We start from the raw sequence: 16,552 nt of genomic DNA on the forward strand, positions 1-16,552 counted from the left end.
GCGCGGGTGGCGCTGGCTATACTTCCCGCATCCGAGACCAAGGGATGGCGATGGATCCGCTGCACTCCATGCGTGTGATGATCGTGGAGAACGACGATTTGAACGCGACCCTGCTGCAACTGCAGCTCGAGCGTGAGGGCATGCGCGTGGTCGGCGTAGCCGCGACCGTGCAATCGGCGCTGGGCATGATCGACGCACTGCAGCCGCAGTTGGCGTTCCTGGATTTCTGCCTGGCCGACGACGAGGACAGTACGCCGGTTGCCGAGGTGCTCGCGGGGCGCGGCATTCCCTTTCTGGTCGCCACCGGCATGGATGCGGCGCGGTTGCCGCGGATATTCGATGCGGGCGTGAAGCTGATCAAGCCCTATGTCGGAAGTGACCTGCGTCAGGCCCTGCACAGGGCCGTGCGGCCGCAGTGAGCCGCCCTGCAGGCCGGCAGCGGCGCGCACGTCTTTTCCCGAGGCATCAAAAAAGCCCTGCCTGGGCAGAGCTTCCTTGAATTGGCGTCCCCACGGGGATTCGAACCCCGGTCGCCACCGTGAAAGGGTGATGTCCTAGGCCTCTAGACGATGGGGACGCGTATGCTTCGTTTTCATTCAACCCGGACGGCCTAATGTCCGGATTTGGTGGAGCCAAGCGGGATCGAACCGCTGACCTCCTGCATGCCATGCAGGCGCTCTCCCAGCTGAGCTATGGCCCCGTATCCAAATTTTCGAGCGCGGAATACTACCGGACTCTTCGTTGGAGTGGAAGCTCTTTCTTCCTCATTGCCTGTTGGGCAGGGCAATGACTCCAACAAAAAAGACCCTGTGACTGCCTGGGTCTTTGTTTTTCGATGAATGGCGTCCCCACGGGGATTCGAACCCCGGTCGCCACCGTGAAAGGGTGATGTCCTAGGCCTCTAGACGATGGGGACGCGTAAACTTCATCAAATTTTTTCGGCTTCCGGACGGCCTAATGTCCGGATTTGGTGGAGCCAAGCGGGATCGAACCGCTGACCTCCTGCATGCCATGCAGGCGCTCTCCCAGCTGAGCTATGGCCCCGTTGTTGCGTTGTTGCCGAGAACGAAATGATAGCCCGGCTTTTCGGGCCGAGCAAGCCATTTGTGAAAAAAAATTGCATGCGCGCATCGGCGGGTTGCCTGACCTCGAACCGGGTATCGCGCCGACGCGAGGCGAGGCCGGAAGGCGATGTTTCCGCCGCGTTGCCTGCCTCAGCATGGCTCCGGAAATGGCTGAACGGAGTCGGCGATGGCGACCCTTGGAATCCCCATGGGCATCCTGTTCCTGCTGGCGGCGGCCGGGCCACCCCGGGCAGTGCCGATGCAGGTGTTCAAGTGTCTCGACGACGGCCAGGTGTCGTACCAGTCGTTGCCGTGCGCAGGACCGCCTGCCAAGGCATGGACCGTCCTGCGCCTGCCGCCGGCGGCGCCATCCGTGGTGGTGCCGCCGGCGGCGAGGGGCGAGCCGCGATCGCGCCGCCTGGCTCCGGCGCGGCGCAACGCCCGCGCGGTGGAGAGCGCATGCGCCAAAGCCAGGCGGCAGCGGGAAGCGGCCTTCCGCAAAGCCGGGCTGAAGCGTGGGTTCGCGCTTTCCAGTGAATGGGACAACAAGGTCCACGAGGCCTGCTGGTAGGTCTGCCTGGCAAGGCCGGTACTGCAGCCCGGCCACCGGTGCTGCCTGCAGGCGCCTGCACGTGGCGGTGCGTGCGCCCCGGCAGGAAACGCAGGGGAGAGGCAGGGCGCCACGATGCCGGCGGCGGGGGAGGGCGCCGGCGGCGTGACATGCGGCCTGTGCCAGATGCGGGGCAAGCCGCGGCCCGTGAAAGGGGCACTCAGTCGCATGCACGGGAGCAGCGCAGGTGCGTTCCGCGCAAACGACGCCATGCGTGCCGTGGCGGGCGCAACCACCGCCCGCGTGGCGATGCCACGCCAGGTTGGGTGGCGGTGTTTCGTGGCGGGAATGCCATGGGCTGGATGCTGGCGGCCGCGGTCAAGCGGGGCATTCACGGCACCTGCACCGATCTTCCCGCGCCGGTCACGTCGCGGGCGCTATGACAGTGCTCCCGCCGTACCGCAGGAGAAGGGTGATGAAGCGCTTGCTCTCGCGCAGCTTTTCAGCCGTTGTCTACATGTCGCTCGGCGCGCTTGCGGCGATCATGGCGCAGTCGATCTGGTCCAGTGCCGTGGCGGCGTATTGAGCAGCGTACGCGTCATGATGGGGTGGGGGTCACCCTGCTGCGCCATTGGCCGCGGATCCGCGCGGGTTGCCGCCTGCCTGCCGGCGCCATCGTTGCGTGGTCCACGTGGACCCATCCACGGTTGCCGCCGAGCCGCACCCGCGCCCGGCCACGCTGCCGCAATGGCGGTGCCGCCGCCGGCATCGGGTGTGGTCAACGGTGCATGCAGCGCCCGGTGCCCACGACGTGCGCGCGGCAGACCTTGGCGCAACACCGGTGTCGCGCGCCACGCCCGCGGCTTCGACGGCGCACGCCGGTCCTGCGGGGGCTGCGCGCTGCAGCGCGCCGGGTCTGTCGCAGGTCTGTCCCCTTCCCGGAGGCGGGCACATCGCGTGCCGACGAACGCCGACGGTCGTGTGTCGCGCTGTCGCCGGCGCGGGCCCCGTATCCGTTGACCAATGTCATGTCGAGGTGATTCAACAATGAAACGAAGCCACTGGATGTTGCTCATAGGCGCCGTCGTGCTGGCGCTGGTGCTGGTGCTCGTCATCCCGCCGTGGTGACCGGCATGCGGCGGCCGCGTTGGCCGGGAGCGGTGTCGCGGCGTCCGCCGATGGTCCGGCGCGGCGATGGCTGAGGCAGGGCTGCGCCACGTCCACGACCGGCAGCCGGGCATCGCCCGGTTGCGCGTGGGCAAGGGTTTCCGCTACGTCGACGCCGATGGCAGGCCGGTGCGTGATCCCGCGGTGCTGCGGCGGATACGCCAGCTGGCGGTCCCGCCGGCATATACCGATGTCTGGATCTGTGCCAGCCCGGAGGGGCACCTGCAGGCGACCGGCCGCGATGCGCGGGGCCGCAAGCAGTACCGCTATCACCCGGACTGGATGCGCCAGCGCGGCACCGACAAGTTCGACCGCATCCTGGCCTTCGGAAAGGCATTGCCGGCATTGCGCAGGCAGGTGCGCCGGCACCTGGCGCTACCCGGCATGCCGCGCGACAAGGTCCTGGCGCTGGTCATTTCGGTCATGGGCCGCACCTATGCGCGGATAGGCAACGCGGCGTATGCCCGCAGCAATCATTCCTACGGACTTACCACGCTGCGCGCGCGGCACGTGAGCCTGCCGGGCAAGCGCGCCGCGCAGATCCGGTTCGCTGGAAAGTCCGGCCGCCTGCATGTGCTGCACATAGACGATCCCCGGCTGGTGGCGCTGATCCGGCGCTGCCACGACCTGCCCGGGAAAATGCTGTTCCAGTACCAGGATGACGACGGGCAGGTGCGGCCCATCGATTCGGGCGACGTCAACCACTACCTGCGGCAGGCCGCCGGCGACGATTTCAGTGCCAAGGATTTCCGCACCTGGGGCGCGACCCTGACCGCGTTGATGGCGCTGGCACGGTTGCCGGTGCCCGATGACGCCAGCCCGGCCCGGTGCCAGGCACTGCAGAACGAGGTCATCGGCGTGGTGGCCGCCATGCTCGGCAACACCCCGGCGGTATGCCGCAGGTCGTACATCGACCCGTGTGTGTTCGACGCCTGGCGCGCCGGACGGCTGCAGCCGCTGGCGGCGCTGCGCGGCATCCGCCAGATGGAAGCGGCGGCGCTGCGGCTGTTGCGTTCCTGCCACCGCTGACCGCACGCCATGGCCGCTGCTGCGGCGCCGGCGCCGTGCACATCGCGTCCACGTTCTTTCACGGTTGACCCGCAGGGGGGCATCCAATAATCCGTGCATCACCCGGCAACCACGAGCACGGAGTCCGTCATGGCAACCTGCGATGTCTGCGGCAATGCATACCGGAACAGCTTCACGGTCACCCAGGGCGCGGTAACCGGTACCTTCGATTCCTTCGAATGCGCGATCCACGCCATGGCCCCCCGTTGCGCGCACTGCCAGTGCGCGGTCATCGGCCACGGCACTGAGCGCGACGGGGTGGTGTACTGCTGCGAGCACTGCGCACGCCATGCGCGGGGGTGAGGCGATGACCGGCACGCAGACCCGCGCGGAGGCATGACCGATGGCAACCAGCAGGAAAACGACATCCAGGAAGGCGCCGCCGCGTGCCACCACGCCTGGCGCGACGTCCCGTGGCCAGGCGGCGGGACGGCAGGCGGAACGCACCGCCTTGCGCCAGCGCGACCTGCAGGCCCAGGCCGGCGGGCGCAAGGCGAAGAAGCCCGAAGCGAAGCGCGGCGGTGTACAGGCCGGCGCGCGGCGGCAGCCGGCGAAGATGCCGGCGCAGCATCTGGACAAGCCGGGCAACGAGCATGAACTACAGCTGCCACCGCGCTACCAGGCGCCGGGCTACCGCGGCAGCGGCAAGCTGCAGGGCATGCGTGCCCTGGTGACCGGCGGCGACTCCGGCATCGGTCGCTCGGTGGCCGTCCTGTTCGCGCGCGAAGGGGCCGACGTGGCGATTCTGTATCTGGACGAGCATGAGGATGCGCAGGTGACCCGGGCGGCGGTGGAGGCGGAGGGCAGACGCTGCCTCGCCATCAGCGGCGACGTACGCGACCCGGTCTTCTGCGACCAGGTGGCACGGCAGGTGCGTGAGGCGCTGGGCGGCATCGACATCCTGGTCAACAACGCGGCCTTCCAGCTGCATTGCCATCGCCTTGAGGACCTGCAGGACGCGCACCTGCAGGAAACCCTGCAGACCAACATCGCCGGTTATGTGCACATGGCGCGGGCGGTGCTGCCGCATCTCGGCCAGGGTGCCAGCATCATCAACACCGGCTCGGAGACGGCGCTGTTCGGCAGCCAGTCGCTGGTCGACTATGCGGCCACCAAGGGCGCGATCCATGCCTTCACCCTGTCCTTGGCGGCGCAGCTGTTGCCCCGCGGCATCCGCGTCAACTGCGTCGCGCCGGGGCCGGTGTGGACGCCGTTGAACCCGGCGGACAAGGCGGCTGCGGACGTGGCCACGTTCGGCAAGGACAGCGACATGGGCCGGCCCGCGCAGCCGGAGGAGCTGTCACCGGCGTATGTGTTCCTGGCCTCGCCGGTCAGCGCCAGTTACATCAGCGGCGTGATCTTGCCGGTGATGGGCGGCCCCCGGGGTTGAGTCCGGCACCGCGGGCATGGCATCGCGCAAGGCAAACGCGACCGCGTTGATCATCCTGGACATGGTCAACCTGTTCGACTTCGAGGGAGGCGACGCGCTCGGTGCGCGGGCAGTGGCGATCTGCGCCCCCATCGCGCGCCTGCGCCAGCGCTTCGACGCGGCGGCGCAGCCGGTGATCCACGTCAACGACAACTTCGCCCGCTGGCAGGGCCAGTTCAGCGACCTGGTGGACGCCTGCCTCGCGGCCGGCGGCGATGCCGCGGCCACGGTGAGGCGGTTGTCACCGCGCCGGCATGATTATCACGTGCTCAAGCCGAAGCATTCGGCGTTCCACGCCACGCCACTGGCGATCCTGCTGCACAAGTTGGGCGTGCGGCGGCTGGTGTTGACGGGGGTGGCCGCCGATTCGTGCATCCTGGCGACCGCGCAGGACGCCAAGATGCACGAGTTCGGGCTGTGGGTGCCGGCCGACTGCGTGGCCGCCATCAGCCCGCGGCGCAAACGCGATGCGCTGGCGGTGGTCGCGCAGTCGCTGCTGGTGCCGGTGGTGCGCTCGCGCGACGTGCGCGGGGTGTTCCCGGCACAGCCGTGAACGCGCCGGGGCGGTTCTTCACGCCTGCTTTAGCCGTGATTGGCGAGCGTTGCCGGCAATCCACCACGGGAGGCACGCCATGGCGCGTCCGATCTGGACGGGAACCCTGTCTTTCGGCCTGCTGAATGTCCCGGTGTCGCTCATGAGCGGCGAACGCCGGGTGGACATCAGCTTCCGCATGCTCGATTCGCGCGACCGCAAGCCGATCCGCTTCGAGCGGGTCAATGCCGAGACCGGCGAGGAAGTGCCGTGGAAGGACATCGTGAAGGCCTTCGAGTACGACAAGGGCAGCTATGTGGTGGTGGACAAGGAGGACATCGCCTCGGCCGCGCCGCAGACCCATGATTCCATCGACGTCGAAGCGTTTGTCGAGCGCGGCGAGATCAGCCTGCGCTTCTACGAGAAGCCCTATGTGATCGTGCCCGGGAAAAAGGCGGAGAAGGGCTACGTGCTGCTGCGCGAGACCCTGCGCGACACCGGCCGGGTCGGCATCGCGCGGGTGGTCATCCGCACCCGCGAGTACCTGTGCGCGGTGGTGCCCGAGGGCGATGCGCTGCTGCTGCTGATGCTGCGCTACCCGCAGGAGCTGGTGGACCCGGCCGAGTACCGGCTGCCGGAGGGCAAGCCCGCCGACTACCGCATTTCCAGGCGCGAGTCGGAGATGGCCGCCAGCCTGATCGAGTCGATGTCGGTGGCCTGGCGCGCGGACGATTACCAGGACGAGTTCCGCGGCCGGCTCGAGGCCATCATCCGCAAGCGCCTGAAAGCCAAGGGTGCCACCACCCGGATCGTCGACGAGCATGCCGAGCCGGAGGACGCCGCCACCAACGTGGTCGACTTCATGGCCCTGCTGCAGAAGAGCCTGGACGAGAACAAGCGCACGCCCGCCGGCAAACGTGCGCCGGCCAGGAAGACCGCTGCACGCAAGACGCCGGCGAAGAAGCCCCGCAAGAGCACGCGGCGCACGGGCGCGTCCTGACGATGGTCGGTGGTCGCCGCATCGTTCCGCTGGGCAGCATGGGCCGCCGCATGCGGGGCCACACCTGCCTCTACGTGCTGCCCTGCGCCAACGAGGACCACGTGAAGCTGGGCATCGCCGGAGACCCGATGACGCGGATGCAGGCGTTCTCGTCGCGTTACTTCGAGTTCTTCGACCTCGATGCAGGCTGGCTGCTGGAGGCGGGCAGCGAAGCCGAGGCACGGGGTTGGGAGACCGCGTTGAAGCGGCAGTTGCGCGCCCATGCCGCGCCGCCGCCGCTGCGGGTGCCGGCGCGTGCCGGCGGGCGTACCGAATGGCTGCGTGGAGCGGGCGCGCTGCTCGCCGCCTGGCGCGACGGGCAGGTGGCGCGGGGATTCGTGGCGCACGCTCCACTGCGTGGCTGGGTGCGCCAGCGCCTGATCCAGGCGCATGAGCGGTGGCACCACGACGTGCAGGCGCTGCTCGACCGCTTCGGTCCCGCCGGGGATTGGCCGGCCGCCGACGGCAGCACGCCGCTAAGGCAGCTGCGCGATGCGATGGATGCGCAGGTGGTGCTGGATGCGCGGCCGCCGGATGACGATATTCCCGGCCTGCGCGCATGGCATGCACGCAACCGCCTGGTGGCAGCGCCCGCCTGCCCGGTCCAGGAGCACGCATGAGCCTGCACGAGTACCGCCGCAAACGGCAGTTCGAACGCACCCCGGAGCCATCCGCCGAGGCCCGCCGCGCACCGGCCGCGCAGCCGATCTTCGTGGTGCAGCTGCACCACGCCAGCCAGCGCCATTACGATTTCCGCCTGCAGGTGGGCCCGGTGCTGCGCAGCTGGGCGGTGCCCAAGGGACCCAGCCTCGATCCCACGGTGAAACGGCTGGCGGCCGAGGTGGAGGACCACCCGCTTGATTACGCGCGGTTCGAGGGCGACATCCCCGCAGGGCAGTATGGCGCCGGCCATGTCGCCATTTTCGACCACGGCGTGTGGAGCAGCGACGGTGACCCGGAAGAACAGCTGGCCAAGGGCCACCTGCGTTTCGAACTGTTCGGCGACAAGCTGAAGGGCAGCTGGCACCTGGTGCGCTCGGGTGGCCGCGGGCGCAAGCCGCAATGGCTGCTGTTCAAGGCGCGCGACCGCTACGCCGCGAAGCAGGAGGCAGACGACCTGCTGGACCAGCCCGCGCCGGCGGCGCAGCACGCCGCGGGCAAGCGGCGGCGGCCGGCCGCGGCGACCGCGCGGATCCGGCGCCTGCTCGACAGCGTCGCGACGCTGCCCGGCGCCCGCCGCACCCGCCGCGCGCCGGCGTTCCATGCGCCGCAGCTGGCCACGCTGGCAACGGCGGTTCCGGCCGGCGAGGGCTGGCTGCACGAGGCGAAATGGGACGGCTACCGGTTGCTCGCCCAGCTCGGCGGCGGCAAGGTGCGCCTGTGGTCGCGCAACGCGCTGGAATGGACCGCACGCCTGCCGGCGATCGTGCAGGCGCTGCAGGCACTCGGCGTCGAGGCGGTGCTGGATGGCGAGCTGGTCGCCGGCGCAGGCCGCCAGCAGGATTTCGGCCTGCTGCAGGCGACCTTGTCAGGCGAACGCGCCGCCCCGCTGTCCTACGTGCTGTTCGACATCCTGCAGCTGGGCGACGTCGACCTGTGTGGTTGCCGCCAGGAGGCGCGCAAGAGCGTCCTGGCCGCGCTCTTGGGGCAGCCGGAGCCGCCGCTGGTGTACAGCTCGCACGTGAGCGGTGACGGCCAGCGCGCCCTGGCCATGGCGGTGGAACGCGGGCTGGAGGGCATCATCTCCAAGCGGGCCGCGGCACCGTACCGCGGCGGCCGGGGCGACGACTGGCGCAAGATCAAGCAGCGCGCTTCGGAGGAGTTCGCGGTAGTGGGTTACACCGCGCCCAAGGGCAGCCGCAGCGGCCTGGGCGCACTGCTGCTGGCGGCACCGCAGGGACGCCGCGGCTGGCGTTATGCCGGGCGCGTCGGCAGCGGTTTCGACCAGCACACGCTCGCCGACCTGGTACGGCGCCTGCGGCCGCTGGCCCGCGACACGCCCGCGGTGGCGACCGGCGTGGCGGTCACCGGTCTGGGCCAGGTGCAGTGGGTGAAGCCGGCCATGGTGGTCGAGGTGTTCCACCACGGCACCGGCAACCTGGGCCTGCTGCGTCAGGCGTCGTTCAAGGCCATTCGTGCCGACAAGACGGTCGCCGACCTGCGCGCGGCCGGGTCGGCCCCGCCACCGGAGGTCCCCGTGCCGCATACGCCCGCCCCATCCGCCCCCCGTGCCAGCGCCGACGCGGTGGTGCTGAGCAGTCCGACCCGGGTCGTGTACCCGGATGCGGGCATCCGCAAGCAGGACGTATATGCGTATTACGAGGCCATGCTGCCGTGGCTGCTGCCGGAGATCGCCGGCCGGCCGTTGTCCGTGGTCCGTTGCCCACAGGGCATCGCGCGCCCGTGCTTCTTCCAGAAACACCTGCCGGCCGGCATGCAGCATGTCGATGCGGTTGCGATCGAAGAGGAGGACGGCACCCGCGCCGATTACATCGTGGTGCGCGACGGCGCCGCGCTGCTGGAACTGGTGCAGTTCAACGCACTCGAGTTCCATCCGTGGGGCGCGCACGCCGAAACCCCGGACAGCGCCGACCGTATCGTGTTCGATCTCGACCCGGGCGCGGGCGTGGCCTGGACACGGGTGGTGACCGCGGCACGCTGGGTGCGCGACCGCCTGGACGAGCTCGGCCTGGCATCCTTCGTCCGCACCTCCGGCGGCAAGGGGTTGCACGTGGTGGTACCGCTGCGACCGGCCTGCCCGTGGCCGCGGGTGAAGGCGTTCGCGCGCGCGTTCGCCGAATCCATGGCCGCGTCCGACCCGCTGGCCTACGTGGCCACGGCCAGCAAGCGCGTGCGCAAGGACCGCATATTCGTCGACTACCTGCGCAACGGCCGTGGCGCGACCAGTATCGCCTCGTTCTCGTTGCGTGCCCGGCCCGGTGCACCGGTGGCGATGCCGGTGCGCTGGGAGGAATTGTCCAGGGTGCGGCGTGGTGACGCCTACGACATCGTGTCGGCGCCACGCCGGATGAAGCGGTTGAAAGGTCACCCGTGGGGCGACATCGAGCGTATCCACCAGGACCTGGGCCAGGTCACCGCACAGCTGGCCGGGCGCAGCCCGCGCGGTCGCAGGCGCTGAGCCGGCGGGCGCCGGGTATCCCGCGCATGCCATGCCGGGCGTCGCCCGGGCGTCGATCACATGGGCAGGGCCGCCAACCGCACTGGTTGCAGGCGGCCTGCGGCGCGAGCGCGCGGGCCGCCCTGCAGCGCGCAAAGGCGGCCGCCTGCCCCGTGGGCCGAGCGGCCGCCAGGGGCGGTTACCTGGCGCCGCGGACCATCAGCCGGTTATCCACGCGGCTCACGCCCTTGATGCCCTTGGCGACGGCCACCGCCTTGTCCGCCTCGGCCTGGCTGTCGACGTCGCCGCTCAACGACACCACGCCGTTGACGGTCTCCACCTTGATCGCCATGCCGGGGATGTCCTTGCTGGCGAGCAGGTCCGCCTTGACCTTGGTGGTGATCCAGGTGTCGCTGCCGGGCTGCGCCGACTCATGCCCCTGGGTGCCGTGCGCCTGTGCGCTGGCAGGGCCGGTGGCGATGGCACCCGCGCAGGCGGTCGCGACGATGCCCAGGAGCAGGAGATGCTTCATCTTGCTGGTGTCCATGTCGATTCTCCACGCGGAGCGGAAGTGCTCCGGGGGTCATCCTCGCCGGCCGGGAATTAAGAGCGTGCAGCAGGCCGGTGACGACCACGTACACGGCGATCACTGCGCGCGGTACGCCATGCGGCGCCGCGCCGCACCCGAGCCATGCGCGCCGGGGGCGCAGGCACCGGCATCGGCGTGATCCACTTCATGGTTTCACGCCGCGTCCGCATGATGCAGGCAACGGCTTCACCCCGCGCGCGCTAAAGCAGGCGTGCCGGGGCGGGAATAACCATGAGGAAATCTTGCTGTGAAAGGTGTTCAACTCTATCTGGTGGGACCGGGACAAGAGCGTCGCCCGGTCAGGCGCATCGCCACGGAGCTGGCCGACATCAAGACCATGGGCATTCCCATCAGGAGCGCGCCTGCGGCCGCCAACACACTGATCGAGGTCAGCACGCTGGCGGACGACCAGGGCAACCTTGCCCGGCAGGTCGACTGCGAAGGGTTCCGCTACAAGTTCATTGGCTCGGAGATTCCTTGGTCACTGGTGGTCGGCTGATGTGCGCGGCAGGCCTCCCCGCGCGGGAGGCCTGCCGCGCCGGCCACGCGCCGATGCATGTGCTTCACACCCGATCACGCGCTCGTTTCGATTGCCTGTCTATACCGGGGGACCTTCATCCCACCAGGAGCAATGTCCATGACATCTAAGCCCAACGCCGCGCATGTCCGCGAACTGCTGCTGCAGGCACTGGAAACCGAACGCGGTGGTATCCAGGTGTACGGCGCGGCGATCCGCGCGGCCCGCAACAAGGACCTGAAGCACGAGTGGGAGGGCTACCTCGAGGAGACGCGCAACCACGAACGGGTCCTGACCCGCGTGTTCGAGGCGATGGGCCTGGATACCGAGATGTCCAGCCCCGGCCGTGAGGTCGTGGCCCACCAGGGCGCGTCGCTGGTGGCGGCGATCGAGATGGCCATGGCCAACGCCAAGCCGGCAGACGCCGAGCTGGTCGCGGCCGAATGCGTGGTGCTGGCCGAAACCAAGGACCACATGAACTGGGAGCTGATCGGTCAGGTCGCAGAGCAGGGCGGCCCGCATGCCGAGGTGTTGGCGCAGGCGCACGCCGCGGTGGAGACCCAGGAGGACCATCACCTGTACCACACCCGCGGATGGGCGCGGGAGTTGTGGATCCAACGCCTGGGCATGCCTGCGGTGCTGCCGCCGCCGGAAGAGCAGAAGGACGTGCAGACCGCCATCGGCGCGGCGCGCGCGGAAAAGGCCCGGCAGGACTACCTGTAACGATGGAAGCCGGCAACGACGGCGCGGCGGAGGACGCGCCCGGCACCCGGGCCGCGTTCTTCTGCCGCTTGTTCGACGCCCGTGGGCAGTCGCAGGTGGTCAGCCGGTGCGCGCTGGGCGCCTGCCAGCCGGCGCGCGACACCCTGGCGTGGGTGGACCTGTGCGACCCGTCCGACGCGGACATCGACGCGGTGTGGGCGGCGTGGCAGTTGCCGCCCGCCGCGCGTCCTTTCCTGGACGGCGGCACCGTGCCGGAGGTCGGGCAGAGCGAGGCGTTCTTCTGGGTGCGCGCGGTGGTTGCCGGCGGCGGCGACAAGGACCGGATCAACGGCGTGGTGCTGGTGTGCGTGGCGGGCGCCGACCGGGTGGTCACCTTCCGCCGCGAGCAGGTCGCGTTCCTGCAGGACATGCGCGTGCAGCAGCCCGGCAGGGTCGGCGTGCTGGGCGCGGAGAGCTTCGTGGCCACCGTGCTCGACCGGCTGCTGGGCAGCTATTTCAAGGCCATCGACGAACACGAACTGGCGATCGAGCGGCTGGAGGTCAGCATCCTGGGCAAGGGCGCATGCGATGCGCTCAAGGAACTGCAGCGCCTGCGCCGCTGGGCGTCGCGCCTGCGGCGCATGCTGGCGCCGCACCGGGTCGTGTTCGGTGCGATGTCGCGCCCGGATTTCCGCCCGGATGAAGGGCGCGAGGCGGACCGCCACTTCATCGCCCTGAACATGCGCTTCGAACGCGCCCTGGACATGGTCGAGAATGCGCGCGACCAGGTACTGGGGAGTTTCGAACTGTTCAGCAACCAGACCGCGTTGCGCACCAACGAGGCGATGCGGGTGCTGACCTTCGTCACCGTGGTGACCGGGTTGATGGCGACCATCGTCGGCGCGCTCGGCATGAACTTCGGCGCAGGCCTGTTCGACAGCGGCGACGCTGGCTTCTATGGGGTGATCGCCGGCCTGCTGGCGATGGCGCTGGGCGCGTTCGCGCTTGGCCGCCGCCAGCACTGGTTCTAGCAGAAGGAACACCGTGGCAACGCGCGGGCAGGGCGGCGCAGTAGCGCCGCACCCGCCACCGCGGCGTTCACTCCGGGGTCTTGGCCGGTACGAACGGGGACACCGGGTCGCTGGCCGGGAACGTCTCCTCCAGCGCCTCGTCGTGATTGTCGCTCTCGTGCCGTTTGCGTTCGCGGCGCTCCTGCGGGGTTTCCGTGCAGTCGCGGTCTTCGCCCGGATCGGGCGGGTCTTTCCGGTCTCGGTTCATCGCATGGCCCTCGCTGGGGAGAGGTGCTGGAGCGCCGATTGTTGTCGGGGTGGTTTGCTGCCGGCGTGAAGCGGCTGCATGCGTGATGCATGGCGCTGGCCGGATGTTCATCGATGTGAGCCGGCCGGGCGCGTGGCAGGGCGATCGTTGACGTCGACTTTCGCTGGCGCCGACCAACGTGCTGCCCGCACCGAAGGGAGGAACACCCATGACAAGCAAGCAGACATCCTTCATCTACCGCAACGGACTCTCGCTGGTGCTGCTGGCCTTGTTTGCCGTCTCGCTGGCCGGGCAGGTATGGACCGGGTTGCGCGCATTCAATGACGAACGCGCCGACCAGGGTGCAGCCCCGGTGACGCTGGCCCGCTACCTGCACAGCGGCCACTTCCTGTCGGCCACGTTCGAGAACTGGGAAAGCGAGTTCCTGCAGATGGGCATGTATGTGCTGCTGACCGTCGGACTGCGCCAGCGTGGTTCGGCCGAGTCGCGCAAGCTGGAGCCGGCCGCCGAGGTGCAAGACATCGCGCCCGGCACCCCGCCGTGGCCGGTGCGCAGGGGCGGTGTATGGAAAACCCTGTACGCCAATTCGCTGTCGTTGGCCTACCTGGCGCTGTTCCTGTTGACGTTTGCAGGCCATTCCCATGGAAGCTGGCGGCACGCGAACCAGCAAAGAGCCCTGGAAGGCATGCCCGGTATCGATTGGGCCGAACACGTGGGCAGCGCGCAGTTCTGGTTCGAGTCCATGCAGAACTGGCAGAGCGAGTTCCTCGCCGTGCTGTCGATCGTACTGCTGAGCATCTACCTGCGGCAGAAGGATTCGCCGGAATCCAAGCCGGTGGAAGCGCCGCACTCACAGACCGGCACGTGAGCGCGACCGCGGCGGTCAACGCACCGTGAGCGGCCGGCGACGCCGGGTCACTTCGGCTTTACCGCCGGCACCTATGTTGGAAGGCCGTTTCCGCAAGGTGTCCCCATGGCCAGCAAGAAAGGCACTCCCTCCCACCCGCCACGCAGCAAGGACGCGGCGCGCTCGGACAGTGGTCCGGCCGCCAGCCGGTCACGCCAGCCGCTGCGCCCGCAGGACGAAGTCCCCGGCCTGATCGACGCCTGGGCTGGCGAACGCGCCCACAACGCCGGCAAAGCGGCCGAGTATGGCCCGGATGCAGCGGTACCGATGCAGGGCGAGCACTTCCCCGCGCCATCGCCGGCCGCCAGCGCCAGCACGGTGAGCGAAACCAACGCCAGCGACAAGGCAGGCGCACCGGCGGCAGTGGGCCAGGACGCCAATGCCGCGCCGCTGTCGCGCGTGCGCAACGACGGCTCGGGCCGGCGCCTGACCACCAACCAGGGCGTGCCGGTGTCGGACAACCAGCACAGCCTCACGGCGGGACTGCGCGGGCCGGCGCTGCTGAAGGATTTCATCCTGCGCGAGAAGATCACCCACTTCGACCATGAGCGCATTCCCGAACGGGTGGTGCACGCGCGCGGATCCGGTGCGCACGGCTACTTCGAGGCCTACGAGGACCTTTCCGCGCTCACCCGCGCAGCACCGTTCCAGGCAGCCGGCAAGATCACCCCGGTGTTCGCGCGCTTCTCCACCGTGGCCGGGGAGCGCGGCTCGAAGGACACCGCGCGCGACGTGCGCGGCTTCGCGGTGAAGTTCTATACCGACGAGGGCAACTGGGACCTGGTGGGCAACAACATGCCGGTGTTCTTCATCCAGGATGCGATCAAGTTCCCGGACCTGGTGCATGCCGTCAAACCCGAGCCGCACCATGGCATGCCGCAGGCGGCGTCCGCGCATGACACGTTCTGGGACTTCGTGTCGCTCATGCCCGAGTCCACCCACATGCTGATGTGGCAGATGAGCGATCGCGCCATCCCGCGCAGTTACCGGACCATGCAGGGCTTCGGCGTGCATACCTTCCGCCTGGTCAATGCGCGTGGCGAATCGGTGTTCTGCAAGTTCCACTGGACGCCGCTGCTGGGCACGCACTCGCTGGTATGGGACGAGGCGGTGAAGATTTCCGGTGCAGACCCGGACTACCACCGGCGCGACCTGTGGGAGGCGATCGAGGCCGGCGACCCTCCCGAATACGAGCTGGGCATCCAGGTGTTCAGCGAGGAAGAGGCGGACGGTTTCAGTTTCGACGTGCTCGACGCCACCAAGATCGTGCCCGAGGAACTGGTGCCGATACGCCCGGTCGGGCGCATGGTACTGAACCGCAACCCGGACAATTTCTTCGCCGAGACCGAGCAGGTGGCGTTCTGCACCGCCCACGTCATCCCCGGGATCGACTTCAGCAATGATCCGTTGCTGGCCGGTCGCATCCATTCCTACGTGGACACGCAGATCAGCCGCCTGGGCGGGCCGAACTTCCACGAGCTGCCGATCAACGCCCCGGTGGTGCCGGCGCACAACAACCAGCGCGATGGCATGCACCGGCAGGCCATCCACCGCGGCAGGGTGTCCTACGAACCCAATTCACTGGCCGGTGGCTGCCCGTTCCAGGCCGGCGCGGGCGGGTTCGTCTCCTTCGCCGAACCGGCGCAGGGCGACGAGGTGCGGGCCAGACCGGAGAAGTTCGCCGAACACTACGCGCAGGCCACGCTGTTCTACGACAGCCAGAGCCCGGCCGAGCGCCGCCATATCGCCGATGCATTCCGCTTTGAGCTGAGCAAGGTCACGGTACCGGCGGTGCGCCGGCGCGTGGTGTCGATGCTGCGCAACGCGTCCGAAGCGCTGGCTGCCGAGGTGGCGCGCGGACTGGGCATGGCGCTGCCACCGGCGATGCCGCGCGTGGCCCGCGCCACGGTGACCCCGGAGGTGGTGTTGTCGCCGGCGCTGTCGCTGTTGGCGCGGCCCGGCGATGGCGGCATCCGCACGCGCAGGATCGCGCTGTTGGTGGCCGATGGCAGCAGCGCGCTGGACGTGGCGACGCTGCACCAGGGCCTGACCGCGCAGGGGGCGATGGTGCGCCTGCTCGGCCCCCATGTCGGGCGGCTGCTGGATGCCGATGACGGTCCGCTCGACGCCGATGCTTCGCTCGAGAACGAGCCCGGCGTGCTGTTCGATGCGCTGGCCGTTGCCGGTGGCGCGGCAGGCGCGGCGGCGCTGGCCGCCGACATACGGGCGCTGGAGCACATCCGCGATGGCTACCGCCATGGCAAGCCGCTGCTGTTCGTCGGCGCGGGGCGCCAGGTCTGGGACGCCGCCGGCATCGCGCCACTGGACAACGATCCATTGCTGTTGTTCGCCGAAGCCGGTGCGGACGACACCGTGGAGCGCTTCGTGGCGGCCATTGCACGGCACCGCTATCCCGAGCGCGAGCCGGCCATGCTGTGACGCATGAAGCATGGCGCCTGCGTCGGCAGGCGCCGCACGCCGGGCCGTCGGCATTCGCGGGGGCACGGCCGGACCACGGACGCGGGGCTGGTTGTCCGCTGGGCACAGGCGGCCACCCGCACAGGCACCGCAGGAGCCGCGGGGCATGCGGGG

At 69.3% G+C, this 16,552-nt stretch carries 15 protein-coding genes and 4 tRNA genes; 13 read left to right on the top strand and 6 right to left on the bottom strand.

Annotated elements, in window-relative coordinates:
- Positions 1-50: 50 nt before the first annotated feature.
- The gene (locus tag B1L07_07885; GenBank protein ID AUZ56513.1) at positions 51-419 is read left to right on the top strand and encodes a hypothetical protein; all 369 of its coding nucleotides are present in this window, start codon (positions 51-53) and stop codon (positions 417-419) included.
- Positions 420-501: 82 nt separating this feature from the next.
- On the opposite strand, the gene B1L07_07890 is transcribed toward B1L07_07885, so the two are convergent.
- The 4 genes from B1L07_07890 to B1L07_07905 all read right to left on the bottom strand — a co-directional run bounded on the left by B1L07_07890 (position 502) and on the right by B1L07_07905 (position 1,044).
- Positions 502-577 (bottom strand) — tRNA-Glu (locus tag B1L07_07890).
- A 47-nt stretch (positions 578-624) separates the two neighbouring features.
- Positions 625-700 (bottom strand) — tRNA-Ala (locus B1L07_07895).
- 140 nt (positions 701-840) lie between these two features.
- Positions 841-916: transfer RNA gene (locus B1L07_07900), tRNA-Glu, on the bottom strand.
- A gap of 52 nt (positions 917-968) precedes the next feature.
- Positions 969-1,044 (bottom strand) — tRNA-Ala (locus B1L07_07905).
- A 228-nt stretch (positions 1,045-1,272) separates the two neighbouring features.
- On the opposite strand from B1L07_07905, the gene B1L07_07910 reads away from it, so the two are divergent.
- From B1L07_07910 to B1L07_07945, 8 genes are all read left to right on the top strand, one after another.
- Positions 1,273-1,635 carry a hypothetical protein gene (locus B1L07_07910; protein AUZ55021.1) on the top strand — a complete coding sequence of 121 codons (363 nt, stop codon included), beginning with the start codon at positions 1,273-1,275 and terminating at the stop codon, positions 1,633-1,635.
- A 1,173-nt stretch (positions 1,636-2,808) separates the two neighbouring features.
- On the top strand, positions 2,809-3,810 hold the full coding sequence (locus B1L07_07915) for a DNA topoisomerase (GenBank protein ID AUZ55022.1): 1,002 nt from the start codon (positions 2,809-2,811) through the stop codon (positions 3,808-3,810).
- Between the two features lie 129 nt (positions 3,811-3,939).
- On the top strand, positions 3,940-4,152 hold the full coding sequence (locus B1L07_07920; protein ID AUZ55023.1) for a hypothetical protein: 213 nt from the start codon (positions 3,940-3,942) through the stop codon (positions 4,150-4,152).
- A 40-nt stretch (positions 4,153-4,192) separates the two neighbouring features.
- On the top strand, positions 4,193-5,239 hold the full coding sequence (locus tag B1L07_07925; GenBank protein AUZ55024.1) for a short-chain dehydrogenase: 1,047 nt from the start codon (positions 4,193-4,195) through the stop codon (positions 5,237-5,239).
- Between the two features lie 16 nt (positions 5,240-5,255).
- Positions 5,256-5,831 carry an isochorismatase gene (locus B1L07_07930; GenBank protein ID AUZ55025.1) on the top strand — a complete coding sequence of 192 codons (576 nt, stop codon included), beginning with the start codon at positions 5,256-5,258 and terminating at the stop codon, positions 5,829-5,831.
- Positions 5,832-5,910: 79 nt separating this feature from the next.
- Entirely contained in the window at positions 5,911-6,810 is a 900-nt protein-coding gene (locus B1L07_07935) for a Ku protein (protein AUZ55026.1), read from the top strand.
- Between the two features lie 2 nt (positions 6,811-6,812).
- Positions 6,813-7,469, top strand: a complete 657-nt coding sequence (locus B1L07_07940) for a hypothetical protein (GenBank protein AUZ55027.1) — start codon at positions 6,813-6,815, stop codon at positions 7,467-7,469.
- Positions 7,466-9,988, top strand: coding sequence for a DNA ligase D (locus B1L07_07945; GenBank protein ID AUZ55028.1), 2,523 nt, complete (start codon positions 7,466-7,468; stop codon positions 9,986-9,988). Before B1L07_07940 ends, B1L07_07945 begins: the two co-directional genes overlap by 4 nt.
- Before the next feature lie 178 nt (positions 9,989-10,166).
- Here B1L07_07945 and B1L07_07950 read toward each other — a convergent pair whose 3' ends face one another.
- The gene (locus B1L07_07950; GenBank protein ID AUZ55029.1) at positions 10,167-10,514 is read right to left on the bottom strand and encodes a hypothetical protein; all 348 of its coding nucleotides are present in this window, start codon (positions 10,512-10,514) and stop codon (positions 10,167-10,169) included.
- A gap of 679 nt (positions 10,515-11,193) precedes the next feature.
- Here B1L07_07950 and B1L07_07955 point away from each other — a divergent pair.
- Together B1L07_07955 and B1L07_07960 are read left to right on the top strand one after the other, a co-directional pair.
- Positions 11,194-11,796 carry a hypothetical protein gene (locus tag B1L07_07955; GenBank protein ID AUZ56514.1) on the top strand — a complete coding sequence of 201 codons (603 nt, stop codon included), beginning with the start codon at positions 11,194-11,196 and terminating at the stop codon, positions 11,794-11,796.
- A gap of 2 nt (positions 11,797-11,798) precedes the next feature.
- A complete protein-coding gene (locus B1L07_07960; protein ID AUZ55030.1) occupies positions 11,799-12,806 on the top strand; it encodes a hypothetical protein in 1,008 nt (335 codons plus the stop codon).
- A 67-nt stretch (positions 12,807-12,873) separates the two neighbouring features.
- Here B1L07_07960 and B1L07_07965 read toward each other — a convergent pair whose 3' ends face one another.
- A complete protein-coding gene (locus B1L07_07965; protein ID AUZ55031.1) occupies positions 12,874-13,053 on the bottom strand; it encodes a hypothetical protein in 180 nt (59 codons plus the stop codon).
- Positions 13,054-13,261: 208 nt separating this feature from the next.
- Here B1L07_07965 and B1L07_07970 point away from each other — a divergent pair, with 208 nt between their 5' ends.
- Entirely contained in the window at positions 13,262-13,921 is a 660-nt protein-coding gene (locus B1L07_07970; GenBank protein ID AUZ55032.1) for a hypothetical protein, read from the top strand.
- Positions 13,922-14,026: 105 nt separating this feature from the next.
- Positions 14,027-16,399, top strand: coding sequence for a catalase HPII (locus B1L07_07975; GenBank protein ID AUZ55033.1), 2,373 nt, complete (start codon positions 14,027-14,029; stop codon positions 16,397-16,399).
- The last annotated feature ends 153 nt before the right edge of the window (positions 16,400-16,552 follow it).

Origin of the sequence: Stenotrophomonas acidaminiphila, assembly GCA_002951995.1 — a bacterium.
GTDB lineage: Bacteria > Pseudomonadota > Gammaproteobacteria > Xanthomonadales > Xanthomonadaceae > Stenotrophomonas > Stenotrophomonas acidaminiphila_A.